At 54.8% G+C, this 18,402-nt stretch carries 19 protein-coding genes and 1 riboswitch; of the genes, 4 read left to right on the top strand and 15 right to left on the bottom strand.

Annotation, left to right across the window (positions count from 1 at the left end; translation table 11 throughout):
• Nucleotides 1-16: 16 nt before the first annotated feature.
• A complete protein-coding gene (locus ACK5JN_RS03635; protein ID WP_416868908.1) occupies nt 17-886 on the bottom strand; it encodes a LysR family transcriptional regulator in 870 nt (289 codons plus the stop codon).
• A gap of 94 nt (nt 887-980) precedes the next feature.
• Here ACK5JN_RS03635 and ACK5JN_RS03630 point away from each other — a divergent pair, with 94 nt between their 5' ends.
• Together ACK5JN_RS03630 and ACK5JN_RS03625 are read left to right on the top strand one after the other, a co-directional pair.
• Nucleotides 981-1,442: a multidrug/biocide efflux PACE transporter gene (locus ACK5JN_RS03630; RefSeq protein WP_416868907.1), complete on the top strand. Its 462-nt coding sequence runs from the start codon at nt 981-983 to the stop codon at nt 1,440-1,442.
• Between the two features lie 111 nt (nt 1,443-1,553).
• Nucleotides 1,554-2,783 carry an amino acid permease gene (locus tag ACK5JN_RS03625; RefSeq protein ID WP_416868906.1) on the top strand — a complete coding sequence of 410 codons (1,230 nt, stop codon included), beginning with the start codon at nt 1,554-1,556 and terminating at the stop codon, nt 2,781-2,783.
• A 37-nt stretch (nt 2,784-2,820) separates the two neighbouring features.
• Here ACK5JN_RS03625 and ACK5JN_RS03620 read toward each other — a convergent pair whose 3' ends face one another.
• From ACK5JN_RS03620 to ACK5JN_RS03580, 9 genes are all read right to left on the bottom strand, one after another.
• The gene (locus ACK5JN_RS03620; RefSeq protein WP_416868905.1) at nt 2,821-4,344 is read right to left on the bottom strand and encodes an alpha-N-arabinofuranosidase; all 1,524 of its coding nucleotides are present in this window, start codon (nt 4,342-4,344) and stop codon (nt 2,821-2,823) included.
• The gene (locus tag ACK5JN_RS03615) at nt 4,341-5,711 is read right to left on the bottom strand and encodes a glycoside-pentoside-hexuronide (GPH):cation symporter (RefSeq protein WP_416868904.1); all 1,371 of its coding nucleotides are present in this window, start codon (nt 5,709-5,711) and stop codon (nt 4,341-4,343) included. Before ACK5JN_RS03615 ends, ACK5JN_RS03620 begins: the two co-directional genes overlap by 4 nt.
• 288 nt (nt 5,712-5,999) lie before the next feature.
• The gene (mqo, locus tag ACK5JN_RS03610; protein WP_416868903.1) at nt 6,000-7,658 is read right to left on the bottom strand and encodes a malate dehydrogenase (quinone); all 1,659 of its coding nucleotides are present in this window, start codon (nt 7,656-7,658) and stop codon (nt 6,000-6,002) included.
• Between the two features lie 191 nt (nt 7,659-7,849).
• Nucleotides 7,850-8,623: an ABC transporter ATP-binding protein gene (locus tag ACK5JN_RS03605; protein WP_416868902.1), complete on the bottom strand. Its 774-nt coding sequence runs from the start codon at nt 8,621-8,623 to the stop codon at nt 7,850-7,852.
• Entirely contained in the window at nt 8,620-9,591 is a 972-nt protein-coding gene (locus tag ACK5JN_RS03600) for an ABC transporter substrate-binding protein (RefSeq protein ID WP_416868901.1), read from the bottom strand. Before ACK5JN_RS03600 ends, ACK5JN_RS03605 begins: the two co-directional genes overlap by 4 nt.
• A gap of 52 nt (nt 9,592-9,643) precedes the next feature.
• Nucleotides 9,644-10,474 (bottom strand): ABC transporter permease, encoded by an 831-nt coding sequence (locus ACK5JN_RS03595; protein WP_416868900.1) that lies wholly within the window; start codon nt 10,472-10,474, stop codon nt 9,644-9,646.
• Nucleotides 10,475-10,483: 9 nt separating this feature from the next.
• A complete protein-coding gene (locus ACK5JN_RS03590; protein ID WP_416868899.1) occupies nt 10,484-11,830 on the bottom strand; it encodes an LLM class flavin-dependent oxidoreductase in 1,347 nt (448 codons plus the stop codon).
• Nucleotides 11,831-11,972: 142 nt separating this feature from the next.
• Nucleotides 11,973-13,292 carry a voltage-gated chloride channel family protein gene (locus tag ACK5JN_RS03585; protein ID WP_416868898.1) on the bottom strand — a complete coding sequence of 440 codons (1,320 nt, stop codon included), beginning with the start codon at nt 13,290-13,292 and terminating at the stop codon, nt 11,973-11,975.
• Between the two features lie 70 nt (nt 13,293-13,362).
• Nucleotides 13,363-13,424: riboswitch (Fluoride riboswitch) on the bottom strand.
• Nucleotides 13,425-13,458: 34 nt separating this feature from the next.
• Nucleotides 13,459-13,923, bottom strand: coding sequence for an Lrp/AsnC family transcriptional regulator (locus tag ACK5JN_RS03580; protein ID WP_416868897.1), 465 nt, complete (start codon nt 13,921-13,923; stop codon nt 13,459-13,461).
• A gap of 136 nt (nt 13,924-14,059) precedes the next feature.
• Between ACK5JN_RS03580 and ACK5JN_RS03575 the strand changes: the two genes are divergently transcribed.
• On the top strand, nt 14,060-14,677 hold the full coding sequence (locus ACK5JN_RS03575) for a LysE family translocator (protein ID WP_416868896.1): 618 nt from the start codon (nt 14,060-14,062) through the stop codon (nt 14,675-14,677).
• A 32-nt stretch (nt 14,678-14,709) separates the two neighbouring features.
• Here ACK5JN_RS03575 and ACK5JN_RS03570 read toward each other — a convergent pair whose 3' ends face one another.
• The 5 genes from ACK5JN_RS03570 to ACK5JN_RS03550 all read right to left on the bottom strand — a co-directional run bounded on the left by ACK5JN_RS03570 (nt 14,710) and on the right by ACK5JN_RS03550 (nt 17,542).
• A complete protein-coding gene (locus ACK5JN_RS03570; protein ID WP_416868895.1) occupies nt 14,710-14,982 on the bottom strand; it encodes a GNAT family N-acetyltransferase in 273 nt (90 codons plus the stop codon).
• Between the two features lie 11 nt (nt 14,983-14,993).
• On the bottom strand, nt 14,994-15,227 hold the full coding sequence (gene yjdI / locus ACK5JN_RS03565) for a 4Fe-4S mono-cluster protein YjdI (RefSeq protein WP_416868894.1): 234 nt from the start codon (nt 15,225-15,227) through the stop codon (nt 14,994-14,996).
• A 67-nt stretch (nt 15,228-15,294) separates the two neighbouring features.
• On the bottom strand, nt 15,295-15,828 hold the full coding sequence (locus ACK5JN_RS03560; protein ID WP_416868893.1) for a hypothetical protein: 534 nt from the start codon (nt 15,826-15,828) through the stop codon (nt 15,295-15,297).
• Nucleotides 15,829-15,996: 168 nt separating this feature from the next.
• Nucleotides 15,997-16,692 (bottom strand): porin, encoded by a 696-nt coding sequence (locus tag ACK5JN_RS03555; RefSeq protein ID WP_416868892.1) that lies wholly within the window; start codon nt 16,690-16,692, stop codon nt 15,997-15,999.
• Between the two features lie 478 nt (nt 16,693-17,170).
• Nucleotides 17,171-17,542, bottom strand: a complete 372-nt coding sequence (locus ACK5JN_RS03550; protein WP_416868891.1) for an NUDIX hydrolase — start codon at nt 17,540-17,542, stop codon at nt 17,171-17,173.
• A gap of 102 nt (nt 17,543-17,644) precedes the next feature.
• On the opposite strand from ACK5JN_RS03550, the gene ACK5JN_RS03545 reads away from it, so the two are divergent.
• On the top strand, nt 17,645-18,397 hold the full coding sequence (locus tag ACK5JN_RS03545; RefSeq protein ID WP_416868890.1) for a DeoR/GlpR family DNA-binding transcription regulator: 753 nt from the start codon (nt 17,645-17,647) through the stop codon (nt 18,395-18,397).
• Nucleotides 18,398-18,402: the final 5 nt, after the last annotated feature.

Here is an 18,402-nt window from a genome sequence, read left to right as displayed (position 1 = left end):
TTTCATATCGCGCGCGCTAGGCCGATACCTGCTGTAGATAGTCACGCAACCAGCTTCCCGCCGCCCCCAGAGGGGCCTCTTTATGCCAGAGTAAATCGATCGACACCGACATCGGCCAGCCCGCAATATCCAGCATAGTCAGTTCCGCCGAACGGGCAAATTCATCCACCAGCGCACAGGGCAGCGCGCACCACCCCAGCCCCTGCGCCGCCATGCTCAGCAGCATCAGATAGTTGGGTGCCGACCACACCGGCCCGCGCGCGGGAGTGGTGCGATTTTCCAGATAGGTATTCAGCCGCAGTTCGCGCCACGTACGTAGCTGCTCCCACTCCACGCGTTCCTGCGCGGCAAGCGGGTGTCCGGGGGCAACATAGATAGCCATTCGCGTCTGCATCGGCAGGCGGGTATGGCCAATATCGGTGGGATAGTCGTCGCGGGCCTCAATCAGCCCCACCTGCGCTCGCCCTTTTTGCAGCAAATCGACCACATCATCATCTTCCCCGACCAGACACTCGAACTCGGTATGCGGGAAACGGCGATCGAACTGGGCGAGCAAATCTTCCAGCACGTCCGGATGCAGGGTATCTGAAAGCACAAAGGTCAGACGCGCTTCGGTTTCACCGCTTAGCGAAACCGCCAGCTCATCCAGCCGTTCGCTGGCTGCGAGGATCACCTGCACGTAGCTCAGCACTCGTTGGCCTTGCGGAGTAAGCACTGGCTGGCGCGCGGAGCGGTCAAACAGGGTGACGCCGAGATCCACCTCCAGATGAGCAATAGCGGTGCTGATCGTCGACTGGCTTTTGCGCAGCCGCCGCGCGGCAGCGGAAAAAGATCCGCAGGAGACGGTTTCGACAAATGCGGTCAAAGCTTCGGGGGAATAGCGCATGAAGTATCTACTTTATCGATGGATTCTATCTTTTACTTATCATATTTCCCCATAAAATGCGCAGAACAGTGTTTAATACAACGAAGGTCATCACATGCAACACGACGCATTACATCGCAGAAAACTTCCGGAGCGCATTTTCCATGCCGTGTGCTTTGAAGGGATCGCCACCGCGATCCTCGCCCCTACCGCCGCCTGGCTGATGCAGCGTTCCGTGCTGGAAATGGGGGGATTAACCATCATTCTGGCGACCACCGCCATGGTGTGGAACATTATCTATAACGCCGTTTTCGACCGCCTGTGGCCGGTCACCCGCGTGAAGCGCACGGCGAAAGTGCGCGCGCTACACGCGCTAGGGTTTGAGTGCGGGTTTATCGTTATCGGCGTCAGCATTGTGTCGTTTGTCCTCGGCGTGACGCTGCTGCAGGCGCTGACGCTGGAGATCGGTTTCTTCCTGTTCTTCCTGCCCTACACCATGCTCTATAACTGGGTGTACGACACGCTGCGCGAGCGCATCATCAAGCGCCGCCAACAGAATCTTTACGCACGAAATTAGTCTTCTTTTCAGGCCGATAACAATCGGCCTGAAAATGTTCGGCCAAACGAAAAGCGAATTATGGTAAATTATCCGCCATTTTTTTGGTTTTATGGTTGATATATTCAGATAATGTCTAAAATTTGGTCTAAAGACGAGACTCTATGGAGCTTTGCCTTATATGGCACTGCCGTCGGGGCGGGAACCCTTTTCCTGCCCATCCAGCTCGGAGCCGCCGGCGCGGTCGTTCTGTTTATCACCGCCCTGGTTGCCTGGCCGTTAACCTACTGGCCGCACCGTGCCTTATGTCAGTTCATCCTTTCCGCTAACACCCCGGCGAGCGTCGGCATCACCGGCGCGGTCAGCCACTACTACGGGAAAAAAATCGGCAGTTTAATCACCGGGCTCTACTTTGTTGCCTTCTTCGTGGTGGTGTTGATCTATGCCGTCGCCATTACCAACTCCCTGGCCGAGCAGGTGTCACCCTACAGGCCGGTAGATTTACCTTTGCGCGCATTGATTAGCCTGGGCGTGGTGCTGCTGCTGAACCTGATCTTCCTGACCGGCCGCCAGACCACCATCCGGGTGATGGGCATGCTGGTTTTCCCGCTGATCGCCTACTTCCTGTTCCTGTCGGTCTATTTGATTGGAAGCTGGCAGCCGTCGCTGCTGACCACCCAGATGGACGTCAACACGCATACTTTGCATCAGGTATGGTTATCCATTCCCGTGATGGTTTTCGCTTTTAGCCATACGCCGATTATTTCAACCTTCGCCATTGACCGGCGGGAGAAATTCGGCGAGCAGGCCATGGGTAAATGCAAAAAAATCATGAAGGTGGCGTATCTGGTTATCTGCCTGAGCGTGCTGTTCTTTGTGTTTAGCTGCCTGCTGTCGATTCCGCCGTCGTACATTAACGCCGCCAAAGACGAAGGCGTGACGATTCTGTCCGCGCTGTCGATGATGCCCAACTCGCCGAGCTGGCTGTCTATTTCCGGTATTATTGTGGCGGTGGTGGCGATGTCAAAATCGTTCCTCGGCACCTATTTTGGCGTGATTGAAGGGGCGAGCGAGATGGTAAAGGCGTCGCTCAACCAGGCTGGCGTGCGTAAAAGCCGCTCGTTCAACCGCGGCCTGTCTATCCTGCTGGTCTCGACGGTCACGTTTATTGTCTGCTGCATTAACCCGAACGCCATTTCGATGATCTACGCCATCAGCGGGCCGCTGATTGCCATGATTCTGTTTATCATGCCGACGCTGTCGACCTACCTGATTCCGGCGCTGAAGCCTTACCGTTCGATCGGTAGCCTGATTACGCTGATTGTCGGGCTGATGTGCGTATCGGTGATGTTCTTCGGATAACCCCAAACGGGCAGCCCATGCTGCCCGTTTTCCCCGCTTACGACGCCTCAAATATCAGAACGTTCCACGAGTGCCGTTTAATCACCATCTTCAGCAAACCCTCCTGCAGTTCAGCACAGGGCTGCGTAACAGGAACAACGTTATCCGGCTGCTCGAAGCTGTTTCCCTGCCGGTAATCATCGTTATACAACAGCGTATGCGACACTGGTTTTAACGTCGAGAAGCTATTCAGCCGTAGCTGTAGCGCATAATCCTCGTTTATATCGTGGTTAGCGATAAACACGGCAAGCCGCCCGCTGGGCTCATCAAACGTCGCCGCCGTTTCCAGCGCCACATGTTGACCATGATGCCCGGTTTCAACGGCCTCAATGTTCGTTAGCGGACGCAGTGAAACCCCTTTCGCATGATGAGCTACGTCGCGGAAGGGATAAAACGTCGCCTGACGAATCGCGCTACCGCCGGGCTGGGTAGAAATCATCCCGCCTTCATTCACCAGCAGCGACTGGCAGGCGATTTTGACCCGCTGCGCATAGTTGAGAAACGTGCAAAGTACGCCGCCGTACACCACCGCATCCAGCTGCGTAAAACTGGCGTAGCCGTAGGTTTGCTGCTGGCCTCCCGGCACCGCGCCGGATTCCGTCACCACACCCCACTCATCAAAACTGATATTGATATTTTTATCCGAATGCCGACGGCCTTTGACAAAATCACAGACGGCAATCACCGTATCCAGATAGCGTCGCAGGTCGGCGAACAGCCACGGAATATCGCGCTCATCTTCATGTGCCGCATAGACCAGCAGCTTGTTCTGCCGATAGTTCAGGTAACGGTGCAGCGAAATATAGTCAATATCATCGTAGCAGGTCTCAAGGACGATGCGGTCCCACTCGCCAAAGGTCAGATGCCCTTCTTCATTAGTGCAGGATCCACAGGCGATGGTTTTCGCCTCCGGGTCCATCCATTTGATAATTTTGGCGGCCTCGCGCGCTTTGCGGGCGTACTCCTGCGCCGTCATCGCGCTAATCTGCCACTTACCGTCCATCTCATTACCCAGACACCACAGGCGAATGTCATGCGGCGCTTCCACGCCGTGTGAACGGCGCAGTTCGGCCCAATAGGTACCGGATGGCGTATTGCAATAATCCACCAGCTCCCCGGCGGCCATCGGCGTACCGGTACCGAGGTTACAGGCCATGATCAATTCGACGCCCGCCTCTCTGGTAAAAGCGGCAAACTCATTGGTCCCCACCTCGTTGGTCTCCAGCATGCTCCACGCCATATCCTTTTTCGTCGGACGCTGCGATTTTGGCCCCACGCCGTCTTGCCACTGGTAGCCTGAGACAAAATTCCCGCCCGGATAGCGCAGCCCGCTGATGCCCGCCTCACGCATCAGCGCCTTCACGTCATTGCGAAATCCGACTGCATCCGCCTGCGGGTGTTCGGGTTCGTACAGGCCACCGTAAAGGCAGCGCCCGAGATGCTCGACAAAAGATCCCATCAGCCGGGGATCGACATCGCCAATCACGTAGTGCTTATCATAGTGAATCGCGGCCTGCTTCATTTCGCCCCCTCGGTGACGGTAAATAATTCATGTTCGATCCGCCCCATCATCTGGCGATCGAGTTTGTAGAAGAACTGAAACAGGATCCAGCTTGCGGCATAGCCCATCGCCGGAATGCCCGCCATCAGCAGATAAATGCCTGAGACGGCGCTTTCACTTTGCTGTACCGCATCCGGCACATAGCCGTAGAAAGAGAGAATGCCGCCAACCAACGCGCCGCTTACCGCCAGCGAGACCTTCAGCGTGAACAGGTTGCTGGAGGCACACAGCCCGGCCATACGCTGCTTTAACTTCCATTCACCATAATCATCAGCATCGCCCACGAAGCTCCATAAAATAGGCGCGCTGGTCAGGTGCACCACGGAAAGAAGGAAATAGAAGGAGAAGATGAATACCTGATTCAACGGGTCAATCAGATATAACGCCAGGGACAGCACAACCAGGCACAGCTTCACATATTTATATACCGCCACCTTACAAAAATAGCGGGTAAATAGCGGCGTAATCAGGCAACCGATAATACCGGCGACGATCCCCAGACTCATAAATAATGTACTCATCCAGTCATTGAGGTGCATGATGTATTTTGCGAAATAAATCGCAACGGCCCCGCGAACGAATGACGGAAAGCAGTCAAGAAACATGCCTAACGAGCAGACGATCAGCTGATCGTTTTTTAAAGCCTTTTTGATATTTTTTAACACCCCATCGCTATTTTCATTTTGTGGCTCCACGCGTTCCGTGGTGGTGCGGAAGCAGAAAACAAACAGCACGAGGGCCAATACGGAATAGAGCGTCACCACCCAGAAAAAGCCGGTTTGCCGATTACCACTGCCAAAATACTGCACCAGCGGCAGCAGCGTAAAGGTGCAGAAAAGCCCGGCAACGGCCCCGGCAATGCAGCGATACTGCTGGCAGGAAACCCGCTCTTTTGCATTGCCGGTTATCACACAACCCAATGAACAAAAAGGGATATTCACCGCAGAATAAAGCAGCGAGAGCAAAAGATAGGTAACAAATGCATAGACGATTTTTGCATTCGGCCCGAGATCCGGCGTGTAGAACATCATCATACAGCTGAGCGTGAACGGCACCGCGCACCATAGCATCCATGGGCGGTAGCGCCCCCAGCGGCTTTTAGTTTTATCGATCATGGCGCCGTAGACCGGGTCAAAGAAAGCATCGATAACGCGCACAAGTAAAAATATGGTCGCAACCACCCCAGCGTTGATACCGTAAATATCGGTGTAGAAGAAAGCCAGAAACATCGTAATGGGGTTAAACAGCAAATTGCAGGCGGCATCGCCTGAACTGAAACCAATCTTTTCGAATATACTTAATTTCTCAACAGCCTTATTAGGTGGCATATTTATACATCCTTCTAAAAACGATCGCGTCAGGTCAGAGAAGAATGGAGTGTAAATAAGGAGGGATTTCTTTTCATGCTACACGCATGGATAATACGGCTGGCAGAATAAATATGTGACCCTCATTCTAATATCTGTATTTCGTTCAAAAGAAATCATTCACTGGAAATATGCCAGAGAAATAAAAATAATTAATTAATATATAAATAATTGTATAGATACCTGTTATTAAGCGCCCGGACTACCGATCGTAGCCCGGGCGCGTCGCTCAGCCTGGCCGAGTAAATTTTACAGCGCCATGTCGTGCTGCGGCGACGCGCTGGCGGGCTGCTCTTCAGCCGGTTTCGCCTGCGATATCGGGGCAGCTGGCATCTGAATCACCGGCGGTTTAGTCAGTTCCAGCGTCGCGGCGGTGTCGTTCCACACCTGCTGGGTTAGCGCCGCGTTGCCGTTCAGCTTCTGGCCAAAGCTCGGTACGATACCGCGGATTTTGCTCTGCCATTCCGGTGAGTTGAACTGTTCCGGGAACAGCTGCTTAATCACGTTGAGGGTAATCGGCGCGGCGGTGGATGCCCCCGGCGATGCCCCCAGCAGCGCGGAAATGGTGCGCTGTTGGTCAACGACGACTTCCGTCCCCAGCTTCAGGACGCCGCCTTTATCGGCATCTTTCTTGATGATCTGCACGCGCTGGCCGGCCTGAATCAGCTTCCAGTCTTCTTTACGCGCCTGCGGATAGTACTCTTTCAGCGCCGCAAAGCGGTCGTCGTCGCTCAGCATCACCTGGCTAATCAGGTATTTCACCAGATCGAAATTATCCAGGCCCACGTGAGTCATCGGCATCACGTTGCTGGTGGTGGTGGTGCTCAACAGATCAAAGAACGAGCCCTGCTTGAGGAATTTGGTGGAGAAGGTGGCGAACGGCCCGAACAGCACCACGCGTTTCCCGTCGATAAAGCGCGCATCGATGTGCGGCACCGACATCGGCGGCGCGCCCACGGAGGCCTGGCCGTAGACTTTTTCCATATGCTGACGCGTCACGTCCGGGTTTTCGGTCATCAGGAAGGAGCCGCCCACCGGGAAGCCTGCGTAGTTGTCCGCTTCCGGAATTCCGGTTTTTTGCAGCAGCTTCAATGCACCGCCGCCAGCGCCGATGAACACGTATTTCGCGTCAATAGCGCGCTGTTTGCCGCTGTTGACGTCTTCAATGGTCACGTGCCAGGAGTTATCGCTGTTGCGCTTAAACTCGGTCACTTCGGCGGAGGTTTGCAGCGTGAAGTGGTCGTTCTTTTGCAGGCTGCCAATCAGCTGGCGGGTAATTTCACCGTAGTTGACGTCGGTACCGGCCGGTGTCCAGGTGGCGGCCACTTTTTGCTGCGGGTCGCGACCGGCCATCACCAGCGGCGCCCACTGGGCAATTTGCTGATGATCGGTAGAGAATTTCATGCCCTGGAACAGGGTGGTTTTTTGCAGCGCATCGTAGCGCTTGCCCAGGTATTCCACATTTTTATCGCCCCACACGAAGCTCATATGCGGAGTGGAATTAATAAAAGCATGCGGATTATTCAGCACGCCGCGTTTGACCTGCGCTGACCAGAACTGGCGGGAAATCATAAATTGTTCGTTAATTTCCAGCGCTTTGGTGACGTCGATGCTGCCATCAGCACGTTGCGGTGTATAGTTTAATTCCATGTTGGCCGAGTGGCCGGTACCGGCGTTATTCCAGCCGTTAGACGATTCTAATGCGACTTTATCGAGCTTCTCGACCATAACCTGTTTCCAGTCTGGCTGTAGCTCCTGTAGCCAGGTGCCCAGAGAGGCGCTCATGATGCCGCCGCCAATGAGCAGGACGTCGGTTTTTTGGGTAGTGTCGGTATTCGCATAGGCGGTGGAATTTACCAGCAGCGCGATGGTCGCCAGAGAGAATAGTTTTTTATTAAGTGCAGGCATAATGATGATATTCGCATAGCTTGATGTAATGAGTGCGCCAATAGTAGCGCACTTTTACATTATTTTAAAATATCACTCATATTTTAACGAAAGCCATTAACAAATATATCTTTCTGCTTTTTTAAATTAAAAAAAGCATCCGCAAAATCTGTATGGAAATAAGATCGGGCAATATCTTATTCCAGACCTTATTAATGCAAACCAAACTCAGCCATTAATTGCTGACGCAGAACGACAAATTCTGTGCTGCTACGCTCACGCGGGCGCGGCAGCGCAACCTCGATAGTCCGAATCGGGTCGCCCTTAATTTTCGGTAGAATCAGCACCCGGTCAGCGAGATAAATCGCCTCTTCCAGGTCATGGGTGACCAGCACCATCGTCATCTTTTCCGCATCGCGAATACGGACAAGCTCTTCCTGCATGGTCATTTTGGTCATCGCATCCAGCGCGCCCAACGGTTCATCCAGCAGCAGGATTTCTGGCTGAATGGTCAGCGCCCGGGCAATTCCCACGCGCTGCGCCATACCGCCGGAGAGCTGGTTCGGCAGCGCCTGCTCGCAGTGGCTGAGGCCCACCAGCTCGATCGCCTCTTTCGCCCGCGCCCTCGCCTGCTTGCGCGGCACGCCCTGTACGTCGAGGCTGAAGCTGACGTTCTCCAGCACCGTCAGCCACGGCAGCAGGCGCGGCTCCTGGAATATTACCGCCCGCTCGCGGCTCATGCCGTGCACCGCCTGGCCATCAATCACCACGTCGCCCGCGTCCGGCGTTTCCAGCCCCGCCAGAATGCGCAGCAGCGTGGTTTTACCGCAGCCGCTCGGGCCGACAATGGCAATACTCTGCCCGCTATCAATCTGTAAATTGAGGTCGCGGAAGACATCAAACGGTTTGCCTTCCAGCGAGAACGTTTTGCGTAAGCTGCGAATCGAAATATCGCCGCGCGGAGCCTGAAGCGTCGCTGTCATCATACACCTTCCGTTTTCAGCAAAATCTTTTCAGCGTTGAGCTGGCCTTTTTTCAGCACGCCGTCGCGCTCAAGGATATCCAGCCAGAACTGCACATCATGCGGCTCCGCCAGCCCGCCTTTACGCACGCCGTAGCCGGTAAAGTACTTGGCCACCTCCGGATTCTCACCGCGTTCTTTGAGGATTTTCGCCATAATTTCGCGCACTTTTTCCGGGTTATCGCGAGCGTAGTCCAGCGCACGCGCCGACTCCACCACGAAGACGCGCGCCGCATCCGGATGCTGTTTAACGAAGTCGGCGCGCAGCACCGTGAAGCCGCCGGCTATCGGACCGAGCACATCGGCATCGTTAAACACCGGGCGCAGGCCGCCGTGGCTACGCGCCGCCCCTTCAAAGGTGGTTTGCCAGTAGCCAAAGGCCGCTACGTCAACCTGGCCGGAGCGCAGCGTCTGCTCCAGCTGCGGGCCGGGTACCGCGACCGGTTTGGCCGCATTCTCGGGCAAATTCGCCTGATGCAGTGCTTCGCGCAGGGTGTAATCCAGATGCGCCCCCAGGGTATTTACCGCCACGCTTTTACCGACTAAATCTTTGATCGACTTAATCGGGCTGTCTTCCTTCACGTAGAAAATGGATTTGGTGGTTTCGTTAATACCGTTGGTCGGGTAGGCCGCAACAAAATCGTTACCGTTGGCGATGGCGTTAATGACCGCCGGCGTGGCCGCCGACCCGATATCAATACTGTTCGACGCCAGCGCAAATAAAGACTCCGGGCCGCCGCTGGCATAACCGGCATTTTTAATCGACACGCCGGTCCCTTTAAAATACCCCAGCGCCTCGGCTAACTCGTGGGCAGAAATACCGCCGTAGCTCGCCATATAGCGCATCGTCACCGCCTCCTGGGCGCGCGCGGATGCGCTGAGACCAAAGAGGAAAAGTACCGCTACCCACGCAAAAGAGATCTGTTTTTTCATTATTGATATTCCCAATCAGGCTAGATTTAAAAACGCAAAATAACGTGCAAAATTAGTGGTTACGTGAGTTCCAGCGACACAGACGACGCTGCAGAATGACCAGAATGGCGTTCGCTAATAGCCCGGCAAAGGCCAGCAGAAATATCGCGGCGAACATCATCGGTATTTGGAAGTTATATTGCGCATTCATCACCCGGAAGCCGATTCCCTGATTCGCACCAATCATCTCTGCGGCAATCAGCAGCAGCAGCGCGGTGGTAGCAGAGAGACGTAGCCCGACAAAGATAGACGGCACCGAGGCAGGAACAATGACCCGATAAAAGAGCGTCAGCCGGCCCGCGCCGAAGGTCCGCGCCATCTCCAGCAGCTTGCCGTCCACTTCCTTCACGCCGCTAATGGTCGACAGCAGAATCGGGAACAGCGCCGCCCAGAAGATAACGAACACTTTGGACGTCTCTCCCAGCCCCAGCAGCAGGATGAAGATCGGATACAGCGCTAGCGCCGAGGTCTGACGGAAGAGCTGCAGAATTGGATCCAGCGCCTGCTCCAGCGGGCGAATTTGCCCCATAAACAGCCCCAGCGGGATCCCCACCACGATGGCGGCGGCAAAGGCCAGGCCTGCTCGCTGTAGGCTGATGGTAATGTCCCCCAGCAGCGCGCCCTGGGTAATGCCGTTCCACAACGCGGCGAAGATTTTATCCAGCGGCGGGATGATGGCGGCGTTGAGCCACCCCGCGGTGCTGGCGATTTGCCAGCCGGCAAAAAACAGGACCAGCAAACCGTAGCGGGCAATCAGCGACAGGCTGCGCTGATACCACTGCCGATATGCGGGTACCTTAGCCTGTCGAGCCTTCAGACGAATTCGGGTGGTGGAATAGAACATAGATCCTCCTCAAGCCACTTTGGCATTGCGCGCGGCGCTGTAGCGGTTTTCGGCAAACGGCAGCCCCAGATTTTCGCGCAGCGTTTTGCCTTCATACTGGGTACGGAACAGGCCGCGTTTCTGCAGGATAGGCACCACCAGTTCGATAAAGTCATCGAGCCCGCCCGGCAGCCACGGCGGCAGCACGTTGAAGCCGTCCGCGGCTTCATTTTCAAACCATTCCTGCAGCGTGTCGGCCACCTGCTCGGCGCTCCCCACCACGGTAAAGTGACCGCGCGCGGTCGCTACCCATTGGTAGAGCTGGCGAATGGTAAAATTGTTTTCGTCGGCGATCTGGCGGATCAGCTCAGGACGCGACTTCATCCCTTCGGTCACCGGCAGCGGCGGCAGCGGGCCGTCGGGATCGAATTTACCCAGGTCGATCCCGCCGCCGGCCAGGCCGTTCAGTAAGGCAATGCCATCGGCTTCAACGATGAGTGAAGTCAGCTTGTGGTATTTCTCTTTGGCCTCTTCCTCGGTGCGGCCGATGAACGGCGCGACGCCGGGCATGATCAGCACGTGATCCGGGTTGCGGCCCACCGCTCTGGCGCGAGATTTAATATCGCGATAGAAGGCCTGTGCGGTCTCCAGATGCTGGTGTGAGGTGAAAATCACTTCAGCGGTGGCTGCCGCCAGCGCGCGCCCGCTTTCCGATTGCCCGGCCTGCACAATCACCGGCTGGCCCTGCGGCGAACGCGCGATGTTCAGCGGCCCGCGCACTTTAAAGAATTTGCCGACGTGGTTGGTGTCATGCACTTTATTGCGGTCGAAGAACTGACCGGAGGCTTTGTCGCGCAGGAAGGCATCATCCTCGAAGCTGTCCCACAGTTTTTTCACCACCTCGACGTGCTCTTTCGCCCGCTGATAGCGGTATTCATGCGGATGCTGGGTATCGAGATTGAAGTTATGCGCCGCCGCTTCCGTGGCGGTGGTGACCACGTTCCAGCCCGCGCGGCCGCCGGAGATCAGATCCAGCGAGGCAAATTTACGCGCCAGGTTGTACGGCTCTTCATAGGTTGTGGAGGCGGTGGCGATAAAGCCGATGTTTTTGGTCAGCGGCGCCAGCGCGGAGAATAGCGTGACCGGCTCGAAGCCTGCCACTTTCGCGGTGCCACCGTCGGTGACGCCGGAGGCCGGAATCGCCAGGCCGTCGGCCAGAAAGTAAGCGTCAAACAGCCCGCGTTCGGCGGTCTGCGCCAGCTGTTTGTGAAATTCAAAACTGGTTGCACCATCGGCAGGCTGATCCGGATGACGCCATGCGGCGATGTGCTGTCCGCCGCCGGGAAGAAAAGCACCTAATTTGATTTGTCTGCTCATTCTGGTTTTCTCCTGATTCGATGCCGGGTAGTGGGCTGGAACCAAGATAGCCAGAATGCGCAGTCATTCTGAAATAACAAATATTGAGTTCGTTATTTACATTTTCGCAATAAGAAATCCATATCGTTACAACAATACGTTATTAGCTATCCGCTTTCGCTTCGTCTGTCGGCACCGGCGCGCGCGCATTTTCACGCTGCCAGGCCGGAAGCTCCGCCAGTGTGATCCCCTGCGGCACGATCCGATGTTTCAGGCAGGCAACCCGCTGGGAGCGATAGATGCCGCTATAGCCGGAAACCAGATAAGCCACCACGCAGGCCATCGCGGCATACACGCCGATCTCCGCCCCAAACAGTTCAATCGCCATCAGCGTGGAGGCTATCGGCGTATTGGCCGCGCCGGCAAAAACGGCGACAAAGCCCAGACCGGCCAGCAAGGCGAACGGCAGATGCAGCAGCGGTGCCAGCACATTCCCCAGCGTTGCGCCCACGTAGAAGAGCGGCGTCACTTCACCGCCTTTAAAACCACTCCCCAGCGACATCACGGTAAAGACCAGCTTACCGAGGAAATCCCACGGCGCCAGCGGGTGCTGGAAAGCATCAACAATGACCGGAATACCGAGGCCAATATAGCGATCGGCGTGCAGCAGATAGACCGCCAGCGCTACGATAACCCCGCCGATAAACGGACGCAGCGGCGCATAGGCCACGTATTTTTTCATCACCCCGCCAATCAGGTGCGTGGCATCGGCGAAGACGCGGGCCGCCAGGCCGAAGCAGCAGCCTGCCACAATCACCGCGCCCAGCGTCCATATCGAGAGTGGCGGAATCACCGACATCGCATAGTGGGTGTGGTGAACGCCCCACAGCAGGCCAACCCGATCGGCCACCACGGCCGCCAGCAGGCAGGGGAAAATGGCGGTGTAGTGCATCCGGCCCATCGCCATGACTTCAAGACCGAAAATCGCCCCGGCCAGCGGCGTACCGAACACCGATGAGAAGCCCGCGCTCACGCCCGCCATCAGCACCATCCGACGCGCGTCGTTATCCAGTTTCAGCAGCGAGGTGAACTGGTCGGCAATGGAAGCGCCCATTTGTACGGCGGTTCCCTCACGCCCGACCGACGCGCCGAACAGATGCGAGACCACGGTACCGATATACACCAGCGGCGCCATCCGTAAAGGAAGGGTGTTTGCCGGACGGTGCACCTCTTCAAGGATCAGGTTATTTCCCGCTTCCACCGAACGGCCAAAATGCAGATACAGCCAGCCGACGGCAAAACCGGCTAACGGCAACAGCGCAATCAGCCAATGATGCGTGGTGCGCATAGCGGTTGCCCAATCGAGCGAAAAGAGGAATAGCGCCGAGGCGGAACCCACCAGCACGGCAATGACCGTCGCCAGCAGCAGCCACTGCAGCAGAAAGAAGAGCGTATTTTTACGAGCGAAGTGTTCAGAAAGCATTGACGCATCCTTAGATGAATTGATCATCCTGGACGCGGTAGAGGTGTGCCTGTTCATTCCCGGTCCAGGAATAAAAACAGGCATCATCAGCCACACGGCGGTTCAAGGGGGAATGCCATCCCCTATGCCAATATGTTAGCACACGAATCGTTTCAGCCAAGCGTTTCTATTTCAGCGTCTCCAGCGGGAATGGGCGGTCCTGCACCACGGTCTTCATCACCAGCGTCGAACGCAGGTGCTGGACGCCGGGCATGGCCGAGAGTTTTTGGTCATAAAGCTTCTGGAACGAGGAGAGATCGCGCGTGACCACCTGCATTAAATAATCGGGGTCGCCAAACAGCCGCTGCGCCAGCACGATCTGCGGGATCTCTTCCACCGCTTCTTCAAAGGCGCTGACCGCTTGGCGATCGCCCTCTTTCAGCGTCGCAAAGACCAGCGCCACAAAATTGAACCCCATCTTGCTCGGGTCGAGGTTAGCGCGATAGCCGGTAATAACGCCCTCCTGCTCCAGCGCCCGCAGACGTCGGTGACACGGCGAGAGGCTCAGGTTTACCCGTTCAGCCAGCTCGGTAATAGATAAACGGCCATCCGCCTGTAGCTCAGCAAGAATTTTTCGATCGATGCTATCCATTTAGAAGATTCTCTCTCTGAAAGCGAAGTTCCAGCATAACATTGAAAGCTCATTGCGCGGCAATAACGATATTCTTTCTCGCTATCAACGGCTGTTTTAGGAAGAGTGCAATGATAAATAATGGGGAATGTGCGCTATGGAGATGAGCTTAGTGGTCGGGTTCTGGCTGGTATCCTTTTTACTGATTATGACCCCGGGGGCCGACTGGGCCTACACTATCAGCGCCGGGATCCACGGTCGGCGTATCGTCCCGGCGGTTGCAGGGCTGATGTCGGGGCATCTGCTGGCGACTATCGTGGTTGTGGCGGGCGTGGGCGTACTGATTGCCGGGCATCCGCTGGCGCTGTCGGCTATCACGCTACTGGGCGCGCTCTATTTGCTGTGGCTGGGTATTTCGCTGCTGCGCCACCCGGCGACGGTCTCTACCGCCGGCCAGCAGAGCGGCGGCTGGAACCAGTGGGCGCTTAAAGGGCTGTGCATCAGCGGCCTGAATCCCAAGGTTTTTCTGCTGTTTCTGGCGCTACTGCCACAGTTTACCGATCCTAACGGCCAATGGCCGCTGGCGCTGCAGATGTCGGCGCTGGGGCTGATGCACCTGCTGACCTGTACCCTCATCTATTTACTGGTTGGCTACGGGTCACGTGCGCTGCTTGCCAGCCGTCCGCAGGCCGCGCGGTGCGTTAGCCGTATCTCAGGAGGGTTGATGGTGGCGATTGCGGCGCTGCTGATTATTGAGCAGCTCGTCAAGCGTTGAGAGGCTGCGCCAGCTTACGCTGGCGCAGAAGGTCAGGCGCGAATATCGTCGTATTCACGAGTGGTATCAAACTCATGCTTCGCGAACGGACACAGCGGGATCACCTTACGCTGTTCCTGGCGCATCTTCGCCACCACTTTCGCCACCAGTTGTTTACCGACCCCCTGCCCCTTCAGGCTGGGATCGACGTCGGTGTGCTCAATAATGCTGAGATGTTCGCCCGTTGGTACAAAGACGATTTCCGCCACCTGGTTGCCGTTGGCGTCATTGACGTAAAACTTGTTATGCCCTTCCAGAATTTCCATCGCGCCCTCGCTTAGTCATGATGACGGTATTTCAGCGCCCCGCTTGGGCAGGTATCAATGACCCGCACCACCGTGGCAACGTCCACTTCATCCGGGATAATCCACGGTTTACGCTTCAGGTTAAACAGCTTGCCGCTGCCCCTGACGCAGTTGCCGGAATGCTGACAGATGTCGGTATTGAAATAGACATCAATCTTCTCCCCGGTATAGACGCGATAGCCCGCATCCTGTAGTTCCTTATCCATGACATTGCCTCTATTTTTTATATGGGTTCGAGGCTAAGCATAGACCTGAGGCGCTGAACGCCGCCACTCATTTCACCGCCACTTCGTTACGAATGCGGTTTTGAAACTCGGTCGATAGCGCGGCAAATTTCTGCATTTTATCCGACAGTTCGTGAACCACGCGCGCGCTGTCGCTGGATCGCCCGTACAGGTAGTCAAAATAGACCGTACAGTCGGCCAGCTTGCACAGCTTGGCGTAGTCATCCTGCAGATGCGGGAAGTAAATGAAGATCAGCGCTTTTATTTTCGAATGAAGCTGTGTGTTATCACCATTAATGCTGGGTTGCGTACTGCGGTATTCCGCATCCTGCTTTTTCTTTAATTTGGCAATGAAAAAATTGATGCTGGCCAACCGCTGAGTGTGCCACTCAATTTCCATCGCCAGCAGGTCCTCATATTTTTGTAGTATCTTTTGCTGCTTTTCCTCTTCTCTTTTTAACTCGAATTCATTATGCATCTTTTTTTCTATTTTCATTTCTGTGCGCATGATGAGAAACCATCCGCCCCCCAGAACCAGGAAACAGACGATGAGAAGTAATACCACGATGATAGCGCTGTCCATACACGAACCTCTTCGATGATGTGAATACGAAAGACGTGGGGTAATAGCGACACAAGCACGCACTAACATTAATTAAATTATTCAGGTGAGATAGGGAAAATGCGTGGCGGAATGGAGGGAGAGAACCCCGGCCAGACTGACCGGGGGTTTCACTAAAGCCGTTAGCGATTAGAAGGAGTAAGCAACACCTACGCGGAAACGGGTCTGGCGGTCGTCACGGTCGTTAACGCCCACGTTGCCCACTTCACCGTACGGTGCCCAGTTTTTGTCGATTTTGTACGCCACTTTCACGTTATATTCCTGAGAATATGGCTTGTTGTTGTTACGTGCGTTGCCTTCTGAACTGCGCGCGTACACGTAGTTCAGCTCGGTACGCCAGTCGCCGAACACGTAACCCGCCCATGCATCACCACGGTTTACTTTGTCATCATCTTTATTAGCGTTTGACGGGTAGCGGGTGTAGTCGTAACGATAACGAGCTGCTACGTAGAAGCCATTGTCGAAGCTATATTGCACGCGCAGGTTCGGCTTATAAATAGAACGGCTGTCGTTACTTTCAATATTAAAGCCAGGCTGAACGGAGAAGTTTTTATTAAATTTGTATTGATAGCTAATCGATTCTTCGTGGCCGTTACCTACGAAATCAGAGAACGGTTGGTCAGTATTATTGCCACCCGATTTCCATTTTGCTTCTACCGAGAAGCCAAAACCATTTGCGAAGCGGTGAGAGACCGAAACGCGGTCTGCGTTCGTTTTATCAGTTTTGCCGCCGTCAATAAATTCATGACGCAGATCGACAGTCACTGCTGATGCTGCAAAAGACGCGCCACATAATGCCATCAGGACCAGAGATTTTTTAAACATGCAATAACCCTCAATTGGAATTGTATTTCATTTTTATGGAATTGCATTTTATTTTTTTGCGAAAGATATTTTAGTGATCGAGATCGTAAAGATTTATTTCATAACTCTACGAAATGAAAGGACGTGACAGGCTTCAAGGAAATAGGGATTGACGGGCGAAAAATATCGCTACAGATCACACCAAAGAATAATTTACATTTAGCTTACATAACTTTATAAAAGATATTTATCCCTTAATTATCAATATTATATGAAATTATTGTTGCGCGAGTTATTTATTACCAAACAATAATATCCACCCTGAACAATATAAAGGTTAAGGATTAACCTAGCAATAAAGTCGTATTTGAAACAATTTGTTCACATAGTCGCTATCGCAAAGTGAACTTTTCTGGATAACCGGGCTACACGATCGTGGTTCATATTCAGGGTTGAAAGGCGGCTTCCACCGCCTTTAGCACGACACAGATTTAACCGACTACCCGGCAATATTCACCGGGATCTCCTCCAGTGAATAGTAGACCGCCAGCCCCAGCTCATTGGCTACGCGCACGTCGTTGTCAGCGCCGTTAGACGCCCCCGTCAGACGCAGCACCGCATCACAGCGGGTCAGTAACCGGTGGGCTACCGGGTAGAGGAAAGCTTCACTGATCTCATCGCCGATTTTCTGCGAACCGGCGGCGGCCGAAAGTGGGAACGCCAGCCATTCGCCAATGACCGGAATATGCCCCTGCTGGTAAACCGCCAGCGCCGTCTGTTCCATCCGCGCCAGATTCTCATGTATCAGCCGCTCATCGCCGTTCGTACCGCTTCTCACCGGCCCGGCAATCAAAATAATTAGACTTTTCATCTTATACTCCACGTGCATTGTTGTTTTGGATAACAGGTGACAGCGCACAACCTATCATGCATAATCGTGCACATTCAAGATTAAACACGCATAGAGAAAACGATGTTAGCCAGCCAACGAAAACAGCACATCCTGGAGATTCTGGCTCAGGACAAGCAGGTACATTCCACCGAGCTCAGCCAGCGCTTCAACGTATCCGAAGACTCTATCCGCCGTGATTTGCGCGAACTTGCCGCCGCCGGATTACTCCAGCGCGTCCACGGCGGGGCGCTGCCGGTTTCCGCTGCGATTGCCCCCTTTGAAACAAGAAAAAACGTGCAAATAGAGGCAAAAAAATCAATCGCGCAAAAAGCCGCGACGCTGATCGGCCCGGGCCAGGTGGTCATTATTGACGGCGGTACCACCACCGCCGAGATGATCAAATATCTCCCCAGAGAGATGCCTTTTACCGTGGTTACCCATAGCCCGAGCGTGGCCGTGGGGCTGGTTGATTATCCGGTGATTGAGGTCATTCTGCTGGGCGGAGCGCTGTTTAAGCATTCCGTTGTCACCATCGGGACGACGATGGCCGAGGCCGCTGGTCGAATCAACGCCGACCTGTTCTTTATGGGCGTAACGGGCGTGCATCACAGCGCAGGGTTTACTACCGGGAATTTTGAAGAGGCAGCGGTAAAGCGGCTGCTGAGCGAGCGGGCGTCGGAAACCGTGGTCATGGCCTCCCACGAGAAAATTAACGCCGCTTCCGCTTTTGCCATCGGCGAACTTAGCCTGGCCAGCACGCTTATCGTCGACGGCGAGCTGGATAAACCGCTGACCGAGGCGCTCACCCGTAGCGGCGTGACTATCATTAACTAATCGAG

Origin of the sequence: Kluyvera sp. (assembly GCF_047971185.1) — a bacterium.
Classification (GTDB): domain Bacteria; phylum Pseudomonadota; class Gammaproteobacteria; order Enterobacterales; family Enterobacteriaceae; genus Kluyvera.
The sequence above is the reverse complement of the archived record's forward strand: the minus strand, read 5'-3'. Positions and strand labels throughout refer to the sequence as shown.